Annotated in this window: 17 protein-coding genes; 14 read left to right on the forward strand and 3 right to left on the reverse strand. The window is 39.4% G+C overall.

What is annotated here, in order from left to right; genetic code table 11:
- The first annotated feature begins 70 nt into the window (after positions 1-70).
- The 3 genes from queE to EMK97_RS01050 all read left to right on the forward strand — a co-directional run bounded on the left by queE (position 71) and on the right by EMK97_RS01050 (position 3,124).
- Positions 71-748 (forward strand): 7-carboxy-7-deazaguanine synthase QueE, encoded by a 678-nt coding sequence (queE, locus tag EMK97_RS01040; protein WP_130598609.1) that lies wholly within the window; start codon positions 71-73, stop codon positions 746-748.
- An 85-nt stretch (positions 749-833) separates the two neighbouring features.
- Positions 834-1,832: an ABC transporter substrate-binding protein gene (locus EMK97_RS01045; RefSeq protein ID WP_246028848.1), complete on the forward strand. Its 999-nt coding sequence runs from the start codon at positions 834-836 to the stop codon at positions 1,830-1,832.
- Between the two features lie 14 nt (positions 1,833-1,846).
- Positions 1,847-3,124 carry a GGDEF domain-containing protein gene (locus EMK97_RS01050; RefSeq protein WP_130598613.1) on the forward strand — a complete coding sequence of 426 codons (1,278 nt, stop codon included), beginning with the start codon at positions 1,847-1,849 and terminating at the stop codon, positions 3,122-3,124.
- Between the two features lie 60 nt (positions 3,125-3,184).
- On the opposite strand, the gene alr is transcribed toward EMK97_RS01050, so the two are convergent.
- Complete coding sequence (gene alr / locus EMK97_RS01055; RefSeq protein WP_130598615.1) at positions 3,185-4,276, reverse strand: alanine racemase; 1,092 nt, start codon at positions 4,274-4,276, stop codon at positions 3,185-3,187.
- A gap of 214 nt (positions 4,277-4,490) precedes the next feature.
- On the opposite strand from alr, the gene pbp4b reads away from it, so the two are divergent.
- From pbp4b to EMK97_RS01070, 3 genes are all read left to right on the forward strand, one after another.
- A complete protein-coding gene (gene pbp4b / locus EMK97_RS01060; protein ID WP_130598617.1) occupies positions 4,491-6,938 on the forward strand; it encodes a penicillin binding protein PBP4B in 2,448 nt (815 codons plus the stop codon).
- A 431-nt stretch (positions 6,939-7,369) separates the two neighbouring features.
- Complete coding sequence (locus EMK97_RS01065; protein ID WP_130598619.1) at positions 7,370-7,684, forward strand: carbon starvation protein CstA; 315 nt, start codon at positions 7,370-7,372, stop codon at positions 7,682-7,684.
- Between the two features lie 65 nt (positions 7,685-7,749).
- Positions 7,750-8,289 (forward strand): nucleotidyltransferase family protein, encoded by a 540-nt coding sequence (locus tag EMK97_RS01070; protein ID WP_130598621.1) that lies wholly within the window; start codon positions 7,750-7,752, stop codon positions 8,287-8,289.
- 24 nt (positions 8,290-8,313) lie between these two features.
- Here EMK97_RS01070 and EMK97_RS01075 read toward each other — a convergent pair whose 3' ends face one another.
- Positions 8,314-10,158: a DUF885 domain-containing protein gene (locus EMK97_RS01075; protein WP_130598623.1), complete on the reverse strand. Its 1,845-nt coding sequence runs from the start codon at positions 10,156-10,158 to the stop codon at positions 8,314-8,316.
- A 299-nt stretch (positions 10,159-10,457) separates the two neighbouring features.
- Here EMK97_RS01075 and bamJ point away from each other — a divergent pair, with 299 nt between their 5' ends.
- From bamJ to EMK97_RS01105, 6 genes are all read left to right on the forward strand, one after another.
- Positions 10,458-10,931: a BamJ family beta-barrel-assembly machinery protein gene (bamJ, locus tag EMK97_RS01080; RefSeq protein WP_130598625.1), complete on the forward strand. Its 474-nt coding sequence runs from the start codon at positions 10,458-10,460 to the stop codon at positions 10,929-10,931.
- Positions 10,932-11,024: 93 nt separating this feature from the next.
- The gene (locus tag EMK97_RS01085) at positions 11,025-11,603 is read left to right on the forward strand and encodes a hypothetical protein (RefSeq protein WP_130598627.1); all 579 of its coding nucleotides are present in this window, start codon (positions 11,025-11,027) and stop codon (positions 11,601-11,603) included.
- A 1-nt stretch (position 11,604) separates the two neighbouring features.
- Positions 11,605-12,096, forward strand: coding sequence for an AAA family ATPase (locus EMK97_RS01090; RefSeq protein WP_130598629.1), 492 nt, complete (start codon positions 11,605-11,607; stop codon positions 12,094-12,096).
- 6 nt (positions 12,097-12,102) lie between these two features.
- Positions 12,103-12,510: a GFA family protein gene (locus tag EMK97_RS01095; RefSeq protein ID WP_425462178.1), complete on the forward strand. Its 408-nt coding sequence runs from the start codon at positions 12,103-12,105 to the stop codon at positions 12,508-12,510.
- 29 nt (positions 12,511-12,539) lie between these two features.
- Positions 12,540-13,172 (forward strand): NAD(P)H-dependent oxidoreductase, encoded by a 633-nt coding sequence (locus EMK97_RS01100; protein WP_170176700.1) that lies wholly within the window; start codon positions 12,540-12,542, stop codon positions 13,170-13,172.
- A gap of 60 nt (positions 13,173-13,232) precedes the next feature.
- Entirely contained in the window at positions 13,233-14,138 is a 906-nt protein-coding gene (locus EMK97_RS01105; RefSeq protein ID WP_170176701.1) for a peptidoglycan DD-metalloendopeptidase family protein, read from the forward strand.
- An 87-nt stretch (positions 14,139-14,225) separates the two neighbouring features.
- On the opposite strand, the gene EMK97_RS01110 is transcribed toward EMK97_RS01105, so the two are convergent.
- A complete protein-coding gene (locus EMK97_RS01110; RefSeq protein WP_130598637.1) occupies positions 14,226-15,890 on the reverse strand; it encodes a formate--tetrahydrofolate ligase in 1,665 nt (554 codons plus the stop codon).
- An 825-nt stretch (positions 15,891-16,715) separates the two neighbouring features.
- Here EMK97_RS01110 and fdhD point away from each other — a divergent pair.
- Both fdhD and EMK97_RS01125 read left to right on the forward strand, forming a co-directional pair.
- Positions 16,716-17,591 carry a formate dehydrogenase accessory sulfurtransferase FdhD gene (gene fdhD / locus EMK97_RS01120; protein WP_130598639.1) on the forward strand — a complete coding sequence of 292 codons (876 nt, stop codon included), beginning with the start codon at positions 16,716-16,718 and terminating at the stop codon, positions 17,589-17,591.
- A 79-nt stretch (positions 17,592-17,670) separates the two neighbouring features.
- Entirely contained in the window at positions 17,671-19,356 is a 1,686-nt protein-coding gene (locus EMK97_RS01125; protein ID WP_130598641.1) for an NADH-ubiquinone oxidoreductase-F iron-sulfur binding region domain-containing protein, read from the forward strand.
- Position 19,357: the final 1 nt, after the last annotated feature.

Genomic DNA, 19,357 nt, shown 5'->3' on the forward strand with positions numbered 1-19,357 from the left:
AAAAAAACATTTTGCTTACTGTAAGCAAATTAGCATTTTACTTGAAATACCTCATAGGCTAAAGCATAAAGTGAATACCGTAGAATATAAAATCAACGAATTGTTTGAAACAATTCAAGGAGAAGGTGCATTTACAGGCCAGCCTTCTATTTTCATTCGTTTACAGGGCTGTCCTGTTGCCTGTTCTTGGTGTGATACCAAGCATACATGGGAAATAGAACTCGAAGATAAAGTAACAAAAGAGCAAATTATTGCCAAAACACAAGAAACATCGCAATGGGCAAGCTTTTCTCCTGAGCAAATTCTTAGCTTATTTAAAGTGCAAGGTTTTAAAGCTAAGCATATCGTGATCACCGGTGGTGAGCCTTGTATGGTGGATTTAACGCCATTATGCCAAACATTAGAAAAAGCAGGTTATAGCTGTCAGATAGAAACATCAGGTACTTTTGATGTTCGCACTACTAAAGATTGCTGGGTGACGGTTTCTCCTAAAGTAAACATGCGTGGAGGTTATGAAATTCTGGCCAGCGCCATGAAACGAGCAAATGAAATTAAACACCCGGTGGCAACTGAGCAACATGTTGACGATCTTAAATCATTGCTTGCTAAACATAAGGTAACCAATACGCCGGTTTATTTGCAGCCTATTAGTCAAAAGCAACGGGCGACTGAATTAGCGATTGCAACCTGTATTGAAAATAATTGGCGTCTATCGGTACAGGTACATAAGTATATAGGCATTGAATAATCACTGAAATTGTTTGTTAAACATACAATTTAAGGTATTCTTTTCTATACTGATAGGATGTTTAGTATAAAATAGGTTGTCTGTAGTGGTTAAAAGGAATTTTGGGCTGTTTGCCGCGGTAGTCTGTTTGTTGTTCGCAGGCTTTATTTTTAGTCGCATTCAGTCATTTTGGCAACCTGAAAAACTGCCCGTTGTTATTGCTGTTTCTAAAACACCGCTATCTACGCCTTTTTATGTGGCTAAATCAATCGACGCCTTTAAAAATACCTGTGTTGATGTTGAGTTTCATCATGTCATTGGTGGGCAAATGGCCTTTACTAATGTTATGTCAGGTCAGGCTGATTTTGGCACAATTTCAGATTCTGTTATTGCCTTTCAAAGTTTAGCGCAAAAAAAATTTGTTAGTCACGCTACCTTTGTTCACTCTGATAATGATGTAAAGTTACTTTCAAGGCCATCAGCCGAAATTAAAACTATTGCTGATTTAAGGGCTAGGCGAGTTGGCGTGACCAAAGTGACCGCGAGTGAATATTTTCTTAGTAGCTTGCTTGCGATGAATGGTATGTCAGTTGCTGATGTTGATTTAGTAAATTATAAACCTGAGCAGTTGTTAACGGCCTATTTAAATAATGAAGTCGACGCGATTGTGCCTTGGGAGCCATTTGCTTTTAAAAGTATTCATTTACTTGGTAATGAAATTAACCTTCATGATACCAAAAACCTTAATAGTCTTAGTTTTAATTTAATTTCTCTACCTGCAGATAATGTCACCGTCAATAAAGCAAAATGTGTCATTGAAGGACTAGCCAAAGCGATTGACTTTATTTCGTCAAAGCCTCAAGCAGCACAGAATATTGTTATTAATGAATTAGGACTTGAGCCTGATTTTATAGACTGGGTCTGGCCTGATTACATTTTTAAGCTGAGCCTTAATCAATCTTTGTTGTTATCTATCAAAGCGCAAGCACTTTGGTTGGCAGAAAGCCAGGTGAGTGATCATAAGCAACTACCACAATTTAATCATTTTATTGATAGCCGAGCCTTGCTACAAGTTGACTCTGGAGCGGTCACCTTGTCTTTATAATGGAGTATATGCACATGCAGTTTAGTTTAACGCAAAGGATTTATATTTTTACTGTGGGCTGCTGTTTTTTATTTGCTATTTTATTGGCCAGCATTCTCTGGGCTTCGCAAAAAATTGAATTGGCGTTTAAACGTGAAAAATATGCGCAACAAGTAGATAACCATACCAATAGCTTAACTCAACATATTATTAGTAATCAGTTATATGCCAGTTTGCATAAAGATGAAGCTTGGCTTTTATTGCATCAGAAATTGCTAAATATACTAGAAAGAGCACCTAAACTGACACCAAAACAGCAGACTATTCAAAATAGCATTAATAGCCAAAGCCATAGCGTTACTCGCTTATATAGTGAAATTGTTAAACTAGCGCCGGTTAACAGCTCAATAAGAGAGCATTTATTATCTCGTTTGATCAGCCAATTAGAGTCGATTAGGGCTGACTCTGTGCAATTATCTGCAAATGTTCAGCAAGATATAAATCAGGTGATTGAAAGGCAGGTAGTGTTTATTTTGTTGTTATTTTTATTGTGTATAGCCGTTTTATTATACGGCGCTGTGAAGTTAACTAAGGTGTTTAAAAAGTCACTACAAGAGGTTACTTACGCTTTTCAAGAGAATCATAGTGGCCATTTTCAAAAAATTAAGTTAACCCATAATACCCCTGAGTTTAATAGTATTGCTCAAGCATTTAATGCTATGAATCTTAAGTTAAACGAAACTATGGTTTCCTTAGAGGTGATGAAAAAGGTGGTTGAAGAGCGCACCCATTCATTAGAGCAACTTTCAAATACCGACCCATTAACGCAAGTAGCCAATAGAAGAGCACTTTTTGAACGTGGTCATATGGAATTTTCGCGTGTGTTACGTAATCAAAAGCAATTAACCTTAGTCCTGCTCGATTGTGACTTTTTTAAAGATATCAATGATGAATTTGGTCATCTATTTGGTGATAAATTGTTACAGCATTTATGCCAAACATGTAAACAAACCATTCGAGAGGTGGATTTTTTGGCTCGTTACGGCGGAGAAGAGTTTATTATCATCTTGCCAGAATGTGATGAGCAAGGAGGTATTGATTTTGCCAAGAGAATTCAGCAATCACTGGCATCACATGCCCTTAAAGCTGATGATAAGGACGTTTATTTGACCGTCAGCATTGGTATTACTGAAATGACAGAACGACATAAAAGCTTTGAACAGCTGATCAATGATGCCGATCAAGCCATGTATCAAGCGAAAAAGAAAGGCAGAAATCGTATTGAAGTAACGCACTCAGCGCCACTTCATTAGCGGATGTCCATTTTTGTTGTGACATTGTCAGCTGAACTATTAAATAAAGATTAACAGCACCTAGGATTGCACAAAGGTTTTCGGTAGGCGTGCTGATAAGCGCGTGAGTAACTCATAGTTAATGGTATCTGAATACGCTGCTACGGTATCAACTGAAACATGTTTACCCCAAAGTTCTACGGTATCGCCAACGGCTACATCGCTAATATCGGTAATATCTATTGTGATCATATCCATTGATACGCGTCCTGCAAGCGGGGCAATGTGACCATTGATATATACTGGGGTGCCAGCTTTTGCATTGCGAGGGTAGCCATCAGCATAGCCGATGGCAATGACAGCAATAGTTGTCGGTCTTTTTGCTTGCCAGGTATCACCATAACCGACAGTTTCACCTGCCTTGATTGCATGAATAGCAATGATATTTGCTTGTAATGTCATAACAGGGATAAGTGGCTCAACAATAGCGCAAGGCTTAATTGGACTGACGCCATAAAGTGCTAATCCTAAACGATTAAAATCGCCATGACTGGCAGGCCAATTCAATATACCGGCAGAGTTTGCCATACTAAATTGACAGGAGAACTGCTCAATGAGCTGATTTAGTTTGGCAATTTGACTGGCAGTTTTTGGGTTTTCAGGCACTTCAGCAGTGGAGAAATGCGTGCATAGTACTAATTGTTTTCGTTGTGATGGAGAAAGTTGGCTGATGACATCTGCAACTTCATCGCAGTGAAAACCAAGTCGATTCATGCCAGTATCAACTTTTATCCATGTATCGTGTCTGTATTGTTCTTGATTTTTTAGCCAGTCAATATGCTGCTGAGTATGTAGCATCAGTGTAAGTTTGTGCGCAATGGCAGTGCTAAAGTCAGACTTTTTAAATGGTCCTTCTAAAACCAAGATCGTTTTGGTAATACCGGCATTTCTTAGCAATAGAGCTTCATCGACAAAGGCAACGGCAAAGGCTGGCACAACAGGCTCTAGTGCTTTGGCAACTTCAATGGCACCATGTTCATAAGCATTGGCTTTAATAACCGCCATGGTTTTGCTTTGCGGCGCTAAACTTGCGAGGTACTGATAATTGCTAATTAAAGCGCTGAGGTCGATAACAGCTTTGGTTTTGCGAGATACGGACTTAGTGTCGGCCATGAAACGATAATGCCTTTGAAAAATATGAAATATAAATGAATATTTTCAATATCGACGGGTAAAAAGATATCGAAAAACTATTGGTCAGTGTACCATTAATTTAACTGTCGATAACCTGAATTAAGGAAACTTTTTCAGATATTTTGTTCTCTAGGGTTTGTTGAACTATGCACAAGTTGATAAAAAGGAAAGAAGGGATGTTATGGTTATAAATATGGCAACTAAGCATATTTCTCGTTTGCTAGTTAAGTTTGTCGTGGGCTTAATGGTGTTAACTCAAAGCGCTTGTAGCCAACTTACCATAGAGCAGCAACTGTCTGATAATTACAATCAGCGGATCAAATTTTTGGTGCTGCACTACACCGCTGGTGATTATCAAGAGTCGATGCAAGCGTTAACAACGCAAGGGCATGCTAGCGCTCATTATCTTATTCCTGCGCTTAATGATGCTAGCTATCCTGAAAACTCCTTAAAGGTTGTGCAATTAGTAGAGGAGCAGCATAGAGCTTGGCATGCTGGTCGCAGTTATTGGCAAGGTAAAGAAAGCATTAATGATCAAAGTATTGGCATTGAGTTGGTAAACCTTGCCAATTGTCAAAAGCGCGAACAAGAGTATGGTTATTCACAACAGAAAATATGTTTTTATCCTGATTACCAAGCAGAGCAAATATCATTATTAATTACTTTGATTAAAGATATTTTAGCAAACAACCCTGATATCAAACCTACTGCGATTGTTGGTCACAGTGATATTGCGCCAAACCGTAAAACCGATCCCGGCCCTAGGTTTCCTTGGCATCAATTATATCAAGCAGGTATTGGTGCTTGGTATGAACAAGAGACGGTAGCTAAGTATTGGCAACGCTTTAATGACAAGCCTCCTAGTGTTGCCTTAATCCAGCAAGCGCTACTTAGCTATGGTTATAAAATACAAGTGACAGGACATTATGATGCTCAAACACGGGCAGTTATTCATGCATTTCAGCAACACTTTATTCCATGGCAGATAAGCCAACGTCCAGATGTTAAAACGGCAGCAGTCATTTTTGCTCTGTTAGACAAGTACTTTCATCAACAATTAACGCATTTGCTAAAACTGTATGAGCAAGCCCCAGCGACCGATGTAGAGGGTAATAAGCCAGTAAAAAAAGGGCAGCTAAGCGAAGTCTTTCCACAGCGAGAACCTAGTTCACGCAAGCTGGTAAATGATAGAGCAAGCTTTAAGGGCTATGCTAAACGTGGCGAAATAATCATTGATAATGTCAATGCCAATTCAGCAGATATCTTCATCAATGGTGAAAAGCTTTTAATAGCACAACCCATGAATCAACATAGCCGTTATCGCTATAGCTTAAAACGTCGTAGCCAAGATGGTGTTAATACGGTTAAAGTTGAAAATGTTTTACCTAAAGGCAGTGAAATACGCGTAACCATCCCTTATCCAGCCCTTAAAAAGGCTGATATCAGCAAGCGCTATGACTTTGCTATGGTTGATAAACTTATTCAAGACGATGTCGCTAATGGTTTCCCCGGAGCGGTATTGATGGTAGTAAAAGATGGGGAAATTATAAAGCACAGTGCTTATGGCTTTAATCGCAAATACCATGATTCGGGAGAGCCATTAACTCGTGGTGTTGAAATGAGTCCTGATACCTTATTTGACCTTGCTTCTAATACCAAAATGTTTGCTACTAACTTTGCTTTAATGAAATTAATCTCGCAAGGCAAGCTCGATATAAATCAAGCTATTAGCCACTATTTACCTGAGTATGTCGGTGAAGGAAGGCGTTATCGCACTATTAAAGATATGCTCAGCCACAGGGCTGGCTATGCAGCACAAGTTAAATTTCATCGTAAAGATAATCGATTAGGTGAGGAGTTTTACTCCCAAGATAAAGAGCTCACTGAACACTTAATTTTAACGCAAGTACCTTTCATTGCGCCTAGGCAGTCAAAACGCATCTATAGTGATACTGACTATATGCTATTGGGCTTGCTTGTTGAGCGTATTACCGGTATGGCATTAGACACTTATGTAGAAACTGAAATCTATCAGCCACTTGCATTAGAAAATATTGCTTTTAATCCGCTGAAAAAAGGTTGGCATAAAAACCAATTTGCCGCGACAGAAATACATGGCAATACTCGCGATGGCCGTGTTGAATTTGAGCAAGTGCGAGATTATGTTCTACAAGGTGAAGTGCATGATGAAAATGCTTACCACTCATTTGCGGGTGTTGCAGGGCATGCAGGTTTATTCGCGGATGCAGAAAGCTTAGCGGTACTTGCTCAGGTACTGTTAAACCAAGGCGGTTATAACGAGGTTGAACTATTTTCACCACAAGTATTGGCAGAATTTACCAAAGCTGATGATAGCAATGCCGCCTTTGCGCTAGGTTGGCAGCGAGCCAATCAAGGGGAAAATCGCTGGCATTTCGGCCCTTATGCCAGTGCAAGCGCTTATGGGCACACAGGCTGGACGGGAACCGCAACTGTGATAGATCCCACACATGATTTAGCGATTATTTTACTAACAAACGTCAGACACAGCCCTATTAAAGGCAAGGGTTGCCATTACCAATTTGAAGGTAAGCAATTTGAAACGGGAAAATACGGCAGCATAATTTCTTTGGTCTATGAGGCTGTTTTAAAAGTGAATTAATTTTAATCAATAAATTTGCATAAATTGACTATTGCAGTTATCAGAAAAGCAGCGTATGTTTTGCTTTATAACGCCAAATTGAAGCGGTATTGGTTAACAATAATAATAAATGCCCATTGAATTGAGTATAAGAGCGCGTTGATCTTTGAGGTATAAATTTTGTTCGAATTAAACGCAATTTAATCGCGGCGTTTCGATTGCTGTATAGTTATTCTATATAAAATCGAAACAACAAAGAGTAAATTGCGTTTAAACGAATCGACAAGACAGCGGCTATTGAGCATTTTTACTGCGTTATCGCCTATTTATGTGAAATAACCACATATCATAGGCTCTGCCTTGTAGAAATACTCAATAGACTGCTGCGAAAATATACAGCAAAGGTCAACACGCTCTAGATTCAACAGGGCGATTTACGCTAAGGGAAGGTTATGCGTGCGCTTCAAATGTTAGGGTTTATTACCACAGTAGTAGCATTTCTTTCATGCTATTCATTAATTTTGCCACTCAATCAGCAGTCAGCTAGTACCCCAAATATCGCTATGATGTTTATGGTGACGCCGTTACTCGGTTTTTCTGCACTGATACTGATCCCATCATCCATTGCACTCTTTAATAGTAAGGTAAGAAGTTATCATCTTTTTGAAGGGCGATTATGGCTATGCCTTTGGACTGTAAATAGCTTATTTTCATTGGCTTATATTTGTTTAATGGGGTACTTTTTCTATTTATTTGTACAAAGTTAAATAGCCTGCTGACTTGGTTAGGGTTGGCGCTATTTCTTATGCAAACCTGAGATTAAATAAACATAATGTCTACTGAAAAAGTTATCGAATTGCTCAAAAATGATAAACACCGCCTAGCTATACTTGATTGCGTGTATAGGTTACCGATAAAGCATGCTTATGTTGGTGCAGGTTTTGTTCGCAATATGGTTTGGGATCATCTACATGACTTGCCACAATCAACAGAATTAACAGATATTGATGTAATCTACTTTGATTGTTATGAGCCGCAAGAAAAGCAATATCAATACGAGCAGCGGTTAAACGCTATGATGGCAAACGTTAACTGGCAAGTACGAAATCAAGCTTATATGCATTTACGTAATAAAGATAAAGCTTATCAAAACCTGTTAGATGCAATGTCATATTGGCCAGAAAAAGAAACCGCGGTAGCGATCAGAAAGCTAGATGAAGCAAGGTATGAATGCATTTCAGCATTTTCGCTAGCGTCTTTGTTTAATTTACAGCTAAGTTATAACCCGAAGCGGCCATTGTCGGTTTTTCAGCAGCGTGTTGCTGATAAGCAATGGTTACAAAAATGGCCTAAACTACGCAGGGTAATTTAGGCCATTGCTTCTTTCGTGCTTGTTTTAAAGCTGGCTGGCAATCCAGCGATCAATTTTGTCCGCTAGAATTGGCATGGGCAGCGAGGCATCAATTAAGATTTGCGTGTGAAACTTCTTCACATCAAACTTTTCCCCTAATTGCGCTTGTGCTTTATCTCGCATAGCTCTAATCGCTCGTTGACCTATTTTATAAGATAACGCTTGGCCTGGGATGGCAATATAGCGTTCTACTTCAGATTCAATATCACTATCAGCCATTGATGAGTTTTGTGTCATAAAGTCAATGGCTTGTTGACGAGTCCAGCCTTTGGCATGCAAACCGGTATCAACAACTAAACGCATAGCGCGTAACTGTTCATCCACCAAGCGGCCATACCACTGGTAAGGATCGGTGAATAAACCCATCTCTTTACCTAAACTTTCTGCGTATAACGCCCAACCTTCTTCATAAACGGTGAAGTTACCAAATTTTCTAAACTTAGGTAGCGATTCAACTTCTTGCTGAATAGATGCTTGAAAGTGATGACCAGGTGAGGCTTCATGGATACTTAAGGTTTCCATAATAAAGTTTGGTTGAGCTTTTAAATTGTAGGTATTTATGTAGAAAATTCCCGGACGAGAGCCATCTGGCGCGGGTGCTTCATAGCTAGCACCAGCTGAAGATGCGGCGCGAAACGCTTCTACTTCACGTACTTCGTAATCGGCCTTTGGAAAAACTTCAAACAATTGCGGTAATCGGTTATTAATTTTATCTTTTACACCAACATAGGCGGCAACAAGATCTTCAGGTTTATCGAAGTAAAATTGCGGATCTTCTTTTAAGAAGATAAAGAACTCGGCCAAATCACCGTCAAATTTTACCGTTTCTTTAACTTTTTTCATTTCGGATAGAATACGAGCCACTTCTTGTTGACCATATTGATGAATTTCATCAGCAGTTAAATTTAACGTGGTGTGGTGGGCAATCATGTGATCATACCAAGCAACACCATTAGGTAAGTCAGTTAAGCCTACCGTGTCAGTACCGTGTTGTGCGTATTCATCGACTAAAAATGCCAAGGTGTTTTTATAACTTGGAATGATCACTTGCTTGATCATGTTAGTGTAACTTAGCGTGATTGCTTGTTTATCTTGCTCGCTTATTTCACTGTTGTTTGCTAACGCGTTAATCGGCCCATAAAAAACACTGTCTTTAACGTCACTGACAATGTGGGTTTGAAATTGAGGAATAAGCTTGGCAATAATTGCTTTAGGCAGTACCACACCTTGTTTTACACCTTCACGCATAGATTCAACAGCGCTTTGCATATAGTCGGCAAAACCTTGAGCGCGTTTTTCAAAATTAACGAAGTCTTTTGCCGTATTAAAGGGTTGAGAGCCACTACCTGAGCCTAAAATAGCAAAGTCGTTATGAATCCCGTACATTTGATTAAATGGTACTTGATGCTGAGGAAAGGCAAAGCCAGCAATGGCCATTTCTCTATCACGCTTAAACACTTGATAGCTTAATAAGTCTTGCCCTGAAAGGCTTTCTTCATCAATATTGCTAATAATATCAAGGTATTTTTGTTCGAATGCTAACTGCTCTTGTAAGCTTTGAGCTGATATAGGTTTTAAGAATTTATCATTGTATTGATGCTCACCAACACGTGTTGCCCTTAATGGATCAAGTACCAGCATGTCATTAAAGTAATCTTCAAGAATTTGCGCTAATTGAAATGTTTGTTGCTGATTTGATACTGCCGGTGTTGCTTGACTAGATGTTGGCTGCGTCATTGCTTGCTTTGTTGTCTTAGCGCTATTATCACAAGCTGTGATTGACGTTGATAACGCCGCGGCGATAGCAATAGCTAAAAAATTCTTTTTCATTATATGCCTCTAACAGGATGTCATTATTCTTATTATGAGTAATTCAGGGTTGGTGTTTTCTACAATATACAATAATGTCTCGGGTAAATCTGCAAATAGTTTAATGATTGTTTACCACTATGGCTAGCGCTTGTCTTTACGGGCACAGCTTTACAGAACAATAACAAGATTACTTGAGTTGCCTAATTGCTAAAGTGATTGCGATATTTCCTGCTAAAGTCGTGATATTTTCAGCTTGGCATAGCAAAACACCTGCTAATTCAGTACTATTTACGCCTATTTATTACAAGAGTTTACCCATGAATAAAACCTTATTACTTGTCATTATTATCGCTATTGTGGTGTTTTATTTCTTTAGAAATAATGCCAATAAAGAGGCCGCTAAGCTTAATCTGCAACGAGCCAATGAATTTCTACAAGAAAACAAGCAGGCTGAAGGTGTAATAGAAACGGCGTCAGGCTTACAGTACCAAGTGCTTACAGCAGGAACAGGCACTGAGCACCCAACAGCAAGTTCAAAAGTGACTGTGCATTATCATGGCACTTTGCTTGATGGTACGGTATTTGACAGCTCTGTCGATCGTGGTGAGCCGCTTTCATTTGGATTAAATCAAGTGATTAAAGGCTGGACAGAAGGCGTACAATTAATGGTGGTTGGTGAGAAAACACGTTTTTATATACCAGCAAATTTAGCCTATGGTAATCGCGCTACTGGAAAAATCACACCAGGCTCATTACTTATTTTTGATGTCGAGCTTATTGCGATTAATTAAGCTCAACAAGTTGGTAATGAAAGCAAGCTAAGTAAAAACGATGGCTTGCTTTTATTTATTCATTTTATATTAAACCCTAAATAGGAAATTACTATGGATGGTATGCAGTTTATTATTGAGCTTATTGATAAGCTTATTTGGCCGCTAGTATTTGTGTTTGCTTTACTCAGCTTTAAGCAACCTTTTACTCACCTTATTCCACTTGCTAAAAAACTTAAATTTAAAGCGTTAGAGTTAGAATTTGATCAAGAGCTTAGGCAAGTCTCTCAAAGAGCTACTGACGCTTTTCCTGAATTAGAGCAAAATAAGAAAGCTAACCTTATTGCCTTAGCGCAAAATATGCCCAATTCAGCTATTTTATCTGCTTGGCGTCGTGTTGATGAAGTGACAGAGACACTGATTTTATCTGCAACTCAAGTTACTGATTTATCAAGCCCAACACGCTATAAACTCATGGAAGATATCTTAATCAATACCAATATCATTGATACGCAAAAAGGCAAGTTATTTAACGAACTAAGAACCTTGCGTAATCGTGTTGCTCACGCGGAAGGTTTTCAAGTAGGTAAGGGGGAAGCTATCTTATATGTTGAGTTATGCTTTACCTTAATTGAACACCTAGAAGAGCTGATTAGCAAAGCGCCTGCTAATGAAATAAGTAAAGTAAGTTAATATGCGCCGAGTCATTATTTTTGGTAATTCAGCTTCAGGTAAATCAACCTTGGCTAAACGTTTTGCTGAGCAAGGCTTAGCACATTTAGACTTAGATAGCTTAGCATGGGATATGACGCCGCAGCCTGTGAGACGAGATAAACAGTTATCATGTCAACAAATAGATGAGTTTAGCCAAGCCAATACGGATTGGGTTATTGAAGGCTGTTATAGTGACTTACTGGCGCATGTCTTGTCAGAGGCCACAGAAGTCATCTTTATGAATTTGTCTATAGAGCAATGTATTGCTAATGCCGAGCAAAGACCTTGGGAACCACATAAATATGCGAGCAAGAGCAAGCAGGATGCTAATTTAACCATGCTGATTGATTGGATAAGCCAGTACGATAGTCGAAGTGATGAGTTTTCATTACAGGCTCACCAAGCACTTTTTGACAAGTTTTCAGGTAAAAAATCTCAAATTATTGAAAATACAATGGTTAATATCGACTAAGGAGGTTTGATGACAAAGGTTGTTTTAACAGGCGGCTGCTTATGTGGCGCAATACGTTACCAAACTAGTGCAAGCCCCTTTGCGGTTGATTATTGTCACTGCTCAAAGTGTCGAAAACACAATGGCTCTATTGTGGTTGCTTGGATGGACTTTAAAGCAGAGCAGGTAACTTGGCTACAAGATAAGCCGACTGAGTACGCTTCATCTGAAACCGGAAGGCGCGGGTTTTGTAACAAATGCGGCTCGACACTGACGTATGGTGATACCCGATATCGCCAATATACTACCTTGACCATTGCCTCATTAGATGATGCTAACTTAGTACAGCCAAGCTATCACATTTACCTTGATGATAAGGTTGATTGGCTAGAAATTACCGATAACTGCAAACGCTATGCACAGGGTGTAAGTTAGTTTAATTATTTTTTATTAGGGAAAGTAAATTGAATATATTATTGGTTAATGCCAGCCAACGTAATCAGGCAAATAGCGCCTTATTAGCGCGTTATATACAAAAGCATACACTACTTGATAAAGACAATATAACCAGCTCAATATTGGATTTATCTGATTATAGTGCTTTGCTCGGGCATTATGGTTTTGATGATGAAGATAAATCTCAGGTAGAAATTGAAAAGCAGCAGGTATTGGCAAAATTATATCAATGCGACGCTGTCGTGTTTATTACCCCTGAATGGGGCGGTATGATCCCGCCTGCGCTAGTTAATTTGTTGCTTTTAACCGCTAATGGCTCAGCAGGTGGTTTGCCGTTAGGGCATAAGCCAGCAATGGCCATTGGTGTTTCTACCTCAGCTGGCGGTAGTAACCCGGTTACCTTATTAAAAGCATATTCGGCGAAAAATAGTCACTTAGTGTGGCTGCCTTTACACGCTATTATCCATAATGTGGAAGACTTTTTGCAATGTCCATGGACGCCAAACGAGCAAGATAGACTCTCTCAACTTCAATCTCGTGTAAATATTGGTATTGAAAGCTTAGTTATATACGCTGAGCAATTAAAACCAGTGCGGGAATCATTGGTTGCATTGTCAAAAACACACCCGTTTGGTCAATAACTCATCTCGCTTGTTTTTTTGTTTTTTTCTTAGGTAGGTAGATAGCTAGGTAGTATGCTTATGAATAACTTTTCTTTTCTTCTTGTTGCGCTAATTTATCTGCTTTGTAGCAATATAACCACAGTACAAGGCAGTACCGTTTATAAGTATAAAGATGAAAACGGCAATTGGGTGTTTTCTGATAAGCCACCTGAGCAGGAAGTTGAAACTCAGGAATTAACTTTTAAGCATCAAGTCAATATTGATATTAAACCAAGTGTTTATGTGGCGAAGAATCAGTCATACTATGCCATTGTCGTTAAAAATCCATTTCACGCACCGATAGAAATTGAGTTGCTGGGCGATAGCATACCAAATAATGAACGACATCATGTCGTTAAAGCACAGGCGACTACTGTTGTTGTGCCGAAATTAACTCATCATCCTGCTTTTAGTTACCGTTGGTTACAGGGCGATCCTAAAGCAAAACATGATGACAGTTTATATAAGTTTCCCTCATCATCAGGGAGAGAGTTTTTGATAACTCAGTCATTTAATGGTCGTTTCTCTCACTCAAAACAGCCAAATCAATATGCAGTTGATATTGCTATGCCAGTGGGTACATCAATAAATGCCGCACGAGCGGGTATCGTTGTAGGTGTTAAAGATGATTATCATATGAGTGGTAAAAGTCAGTATTTCCTAGATAAAGCAAACTACGTACAAGTACTACATAATGATGGCACATTTGCCGTGTATGCGCATTTATTACAAGATACCGCTGTTGTGAATGTTGGCGATAGAGTAAGCGTAGGTGATAAGTTAGGGCGCTCTGGCTCTTCAGGTTATTCTACCGGGCCGCACTTGCACTTTGTTATTCGAAAAAATGCGGGTTTTAAGTTTACTTCAGTGCCTTTTGCCTTTTTAGGTCAAGATGAGCAAGCTGTTACCCCTAAGCGTGGCATGGTGTTTGGTAAACAAGGCTGATATAAGCGCCCATAAAAAAGCCTACATAAGGGTTATGGTTATGTAGGCTTTAATAGCAAATTAGGCAGAAAATTAGGCTGTTAGCCTTTATTCTAGACCTTCAATTACACCACTTGGTAATAATTTTATGTCATTGGCAGCTGGTTTTTTCGGTAAACCAGGCATACGCATAATATTACCAGTTAATACCACTAAGAAACCGGCACCTTCGTTAATTTGAATTGAACTTACCGTTACTTCAAAGTCACGTGGGCGACCGTGTAGCGTTGGGTCATCAGATAAAGAGCTAGGCGCCTTGGCAATACAAATAGGTAAATGTGTTAATCCTAATTGTTCAACATGTTTAAGATCTTTTTCTGCTTGTTTTGAGAAAGCAACATCGGTTGCACCGTACATTTTACGGCTTACGCGACGTACCTTTTCAACAACGGTTAAGTCTAAATCATAAAGCGGTTGATAAGGCTTACTTTTCTCTACTGATGCCATTACTGCTTTCGCTAGCTCTATAGCACCTTTACCACCATCGGCGTGGTGTGTTGTTTCAGCAAATGATACGCCGTGCTCTTCACAGCGTGCTTTAATCAGCGCAATTTCAGCATCGGTGTCAGTAGCAAAACGGTTAAGGGCAACCACAGGGTGCTTGTTGAAAAGCTCAACGCTTTCAATGTGCTTATCTAGGTTCTCTAAACCTTTCGCTACTGCGCTTAAATCTTCATCGACTAAATCAGACTTATCTTTACCACCGTGCATTTTCAGCGCACGTACTGTTGTAACAAGTACTACCGCATCAGGGTCTAAATCGGCAATACGACACTTAATGTCGAAGAACTTTTCTGCACCTAAATCAAAACCAAAACCTGCTTCGGTGATTGCCCAATCAGCATGATGCATGGCCATTCTTGTGGCGATAACACTGTTACAACCATGAGCGATGTTGGCAAAAGGTCCGCCGTGTACAAAGGTTGGTGTACCTTCGAAGCTTTGTACTAGGTTAGGTTGCAGTGCATCACGAAGTAGTGCCATCATAGCACCGGTAATATTTAAATCTTTGGCATGAACAGGCTCACCTTCATAGGTGTAACCAATTAAGGTTCTATCTAAACGAATTTTTAAATCAGCAGCGTTATTGGCTAAACAAAGCATCGCCATCACTTCAGAGGCTGCGGTAATGTCAAAGCCGCCTTCACGAGGAATACCTTGCATTTTACCGCCTAAGCCTAAAACAATGTTACGTAAGCTGCGATCATTCATATCCATTACACGACGCCAAACAATTTGGCGAGGGTCAATACTTAAGGCATTACCTTGGTAAATGTGGTTATCAATAGCTGCAGAAAGTAAATTATTGGCGCTGGTAATCGCGTGGAAATCGCCAGTGAAGTGTAAGTTTATTTTATCACCCGGCATGATTTGGCTGTAGCCGCCGCCAGTTGCCCCACCTTTCATACCTAAACATGGGCCTAAAGATGGCTCTCGCAAGGCTAAACAAACGGATTCATTTAACTGAGTAAATGCTTGACCTAGGCCAATGGTTGTTGTGGTTTTACCTTCACCTGAAGGTGTTGGTGTTGTTGCAGAAACTAAAATTAATTTGCCTTGCTTTTGACTAGGCTGACTAAGCGCATCAAGGTCAATTTTGGCAACATCACGCCCATAAGGGTGAACATGTTCTGTTGCAATACCTAATTTATCGCTGATTTCATTAATTGCTTTTGGCGTAAATTGCTGAGCGATTTCTACATCAGTTGCCATAAAATTTTCCTTCTTATATCTGTTATAAGTGTCACCAAGGTAAGTTAATTACTTTGGTTTTAAGTGCGTTAATTAGAGCGTGTTGATCTTTGCAGTATGTTTTTGCAGCTGTCTATTGAGGATTTATACAAGGCAGAGCCTATGAAATGTGGTTATTCCACATAAATAGGCGATAACGCAGTAAAAATGCTCAATAGCCGCTGTCTTGCAGATTCGTTTAAACGCAATTTACTCTTTGTTGTCACGATTTTATATAGAATAACTATACAGCAATCGAGACGCCGCGATTAAATTGCGTTTAATTCGAACAAAATTTATACCTCAAAGAGCAACACGCTCTTATATCTAAATAAGGAATTATAATAATCACTATTCATGTGCTTTATGATAATTTGGCGCATAGACTAGCTCGAATTACAGATAAAAAGTTTGATTTGCAACAAAAGGTATACAATCTTTCTGCTAATTCCGTATTTGCATAGGCAATACCAAGTGAAATAATTATTTGAACAATTCAGAGCTGTGTCAGGGTGGTGAGAATAAAGCAAATTTATGCCGCTGTAGTCATTCTCCAGCCAAGAAATTTGTGAAATTATCATCTTCCTGGCAAGCTCCCTAGGGCGAGTTTAAAAGGCTCATATACTGCGTTATTGATTTTGACAAGGGAATAACCATTCTCTGCAATCAATGCCTTGTCTATAAGCCTTTTAATTCTCGCTGAACGATCAAATAGTTAATTCAATTGGTATAAATCTGCTTTCCGTTTTTAAAGTTAAACGTTAGACTTTAATGACATAAAGCAAAAATAGTATATATGAACTTTGTATGGAAAATAGCCTTAACTCAACATCATCAAGTAAAAAAGTGAATAAAGTACACTATGCTTTTGCTGATGGTGCATCGAGTAAAAGACAAGTAGCTAGTGACAAAGTGATTGTAGAGCAGCCTTTGCAAATTAAACTGTTATGGCAGCAAGCTAATGTACTTGAGACTAAGGTTTTCGCTATTACTATGCGCACGCCCGGTGACGACAAGTTATTGATTATGGGCTTGTTATTTAGTGAAGGCATTATAGCAAGCAAAACCGATATTGCTGTTATTGAAGTAGAGCATGAGCCTAACCAAACAGAGCCAAATTTATGGTGTGTGCAACTCGCTCAAGGCGTTGTACCAAAATTGGCAAGCCTTGAACAATATCAAATGACCTACTCAAGTTGCGGTTTATGCGGTACTACTTCTATCAAAAATTTAGAGCTGAAAAATCCGAAACTCCCTCTGTTAGTAGGTGAATTTATTTCGGTAAATGAAATTTATTCATTGGCTAATAGTATGCGGGCAAATCAGCAGTTATTCGAGCTAACGGGTGGTGTGCATGGCGCGGCGTTATTTGATCAAAGCGGAAAGCTGCAATGGCTTAATGAAGATATTGGCCGCCATAACGCCGTAGATAAAGTTATTGGTCAGCTATTAGTAGAAAATGAGCAAAGGGTAAATAAATTATTCATTCTGCTTGTAAGTGGCCGTATTAGTTTTGAAATTGTACAAAAGACTTTAATGGCTGGCGTTAGCGTATTAGTGGGTGTTGGCGCACCTTCTGATTTAGCTATTCAAGCGGCTAAACGTTTTGATCTCACCTTAATTGGTTTTGCCAATGAACACTCTTTTAATGTTTATCACGGTGATTGGCGCTTATTGAGTTAACCATCATTATTATAAAAGCAGAGCTTGTTTGTCCCTGTCCTGGATTGTAAACGAGCTTACAAAGACAGAGAGAGCAACTATGTCGAAAAATTTATCTCAGCTGGCTCGCAGAAAATCTGTAGAGCATACCTTGTTTCAAGAGCTTGTCCTTAGTGAGCAAGAGCAAACACCGCAAGGTAAAGCAAAGCTTGCCAAAGCATTTTTAGTGGGTGAAGCTATCGTGCAAGGTACGGCCAGTTTTTATGACTTTATTGAAGGGGATAATGCCAATAAGCAGGCGTATGTGTGTAATGGCTCTTCCTGTTTATGTGCGGGTAGTCAAGATAAGGTAGTCGATAAACTGTCTGAACACTTTGGTAAAGGGAATGTTGGTCACGTTACTTGTTTAGGACGTTGTGCGCAAAATAGTGCCTTTCAAATTCAAGGCAATAACTTCTCAGCAGATGATATAGATAATTTAGCTAGTATTGCGAAAGACCCTAAAACCCAATCAAAAGAACATTATCATGTTGCTTGTACTCTAGATGAACCTATTTTAACCGCTGAAATAGATAATGTTGCTAAGTATTATCAGTTATTTACAGAGCTAGTAAATAACTACAGTGTTGATCAGCTATTAACTAAAGTCAGTGATTCAGGGCTTCGCGGCCGAGGCGGTGCAGGTTTTCCTACCGGTTTTAAATGGCGCTCGTGTTTAGAAGCTCAAGGTGGTGAAAAATACATTGTTTGTAATGCCGATGAAGGTGATGCTGGCGCTTTCAGTGATAGATATTTATTAGAACAGCGTCCACATGCGGTTTTATTTGGCATGCTAATGGCGGGCTATTTATCAGGTGCGCAAACCGGCATTTTATATATTCGAGATGAGTACCCAGATGCCATTGTTAATACAGAAAAAGCCATTAATGAATTTGTTGCCTTAGCTTTACCTATGCCAAATAACTGGCAATTTAGATTCAAAATTATTCGTGGTGCTGGCGCCTATATTTGCGGTGAAGAAACAGCACTACTGCGCTCTATTGAAGGGCAGCGCCCAGTTGTCTCGGTAAGGCCGCCATTTCCTACGCAAAGCGGTTTGTTTGGCTGTCCAACGGTTGTCAATAATGTTGAAACTTTCGGTTCAATTCATTTTATTTTAGATACAGAACATACTGGAGAGCAAAGCTGTGGGGCGAAGAAGTATTTAGCGCTTGGTAATGGAAAATCAACTGGCTCTAAGCTGATTTCACTTGACTCTGCTTTTGTTAAACCTGGCATATATGAAGTCGCCATGGGTACACCTTTAGCTGAGGTTATCGCTTTAGCTGGCGGCTTTAGTAAAAGTATTAAAGCACTCCATATAGGCGGGCCTTTAGGTGGTGTGGTACCTGTAAGTAAAATAGATGAACTTAGCGTTGATTTTGAATCGTTTGCCGAAGCTGGCTTTTTACTTGGTCATGCCAGTGTTATTGGTATTCCAACAGAATTTTCCATGATTGACTATATGGCGCATTTATTTGAATTTACTGCGGCAGAATCATGCGGTAAATGTTACCCGTGTCAAATTGGCTCTACCCGTGGGCAAGAAATGGTAGAAAATGCCATATCAGGTAAGCAAGCGATTGATGAGACGCTGTTAAATGACTTGCTTGAAACCATGCAACTTGGCTCATTATGCGCATTAGGTGGCGGTGTACCTTTACCTATACAAAATATTTTGCAGTATTTCTCAGCAGAAATATCACCTTTTCTTAATAGCAGCAATACTAAAGTACAGGAGGCCTAAT

The organism is Litorilituus sediminis, assembly GCF_004295665.1.
In the GTDB taxonomy this organism is placed as follows: domain Bacteria; phylum Pseudomonadota; class Gammaproteobacteria; order Enterobacterales; family Alteromonadaceae; genus Colwellia; species Colwellia sediminis.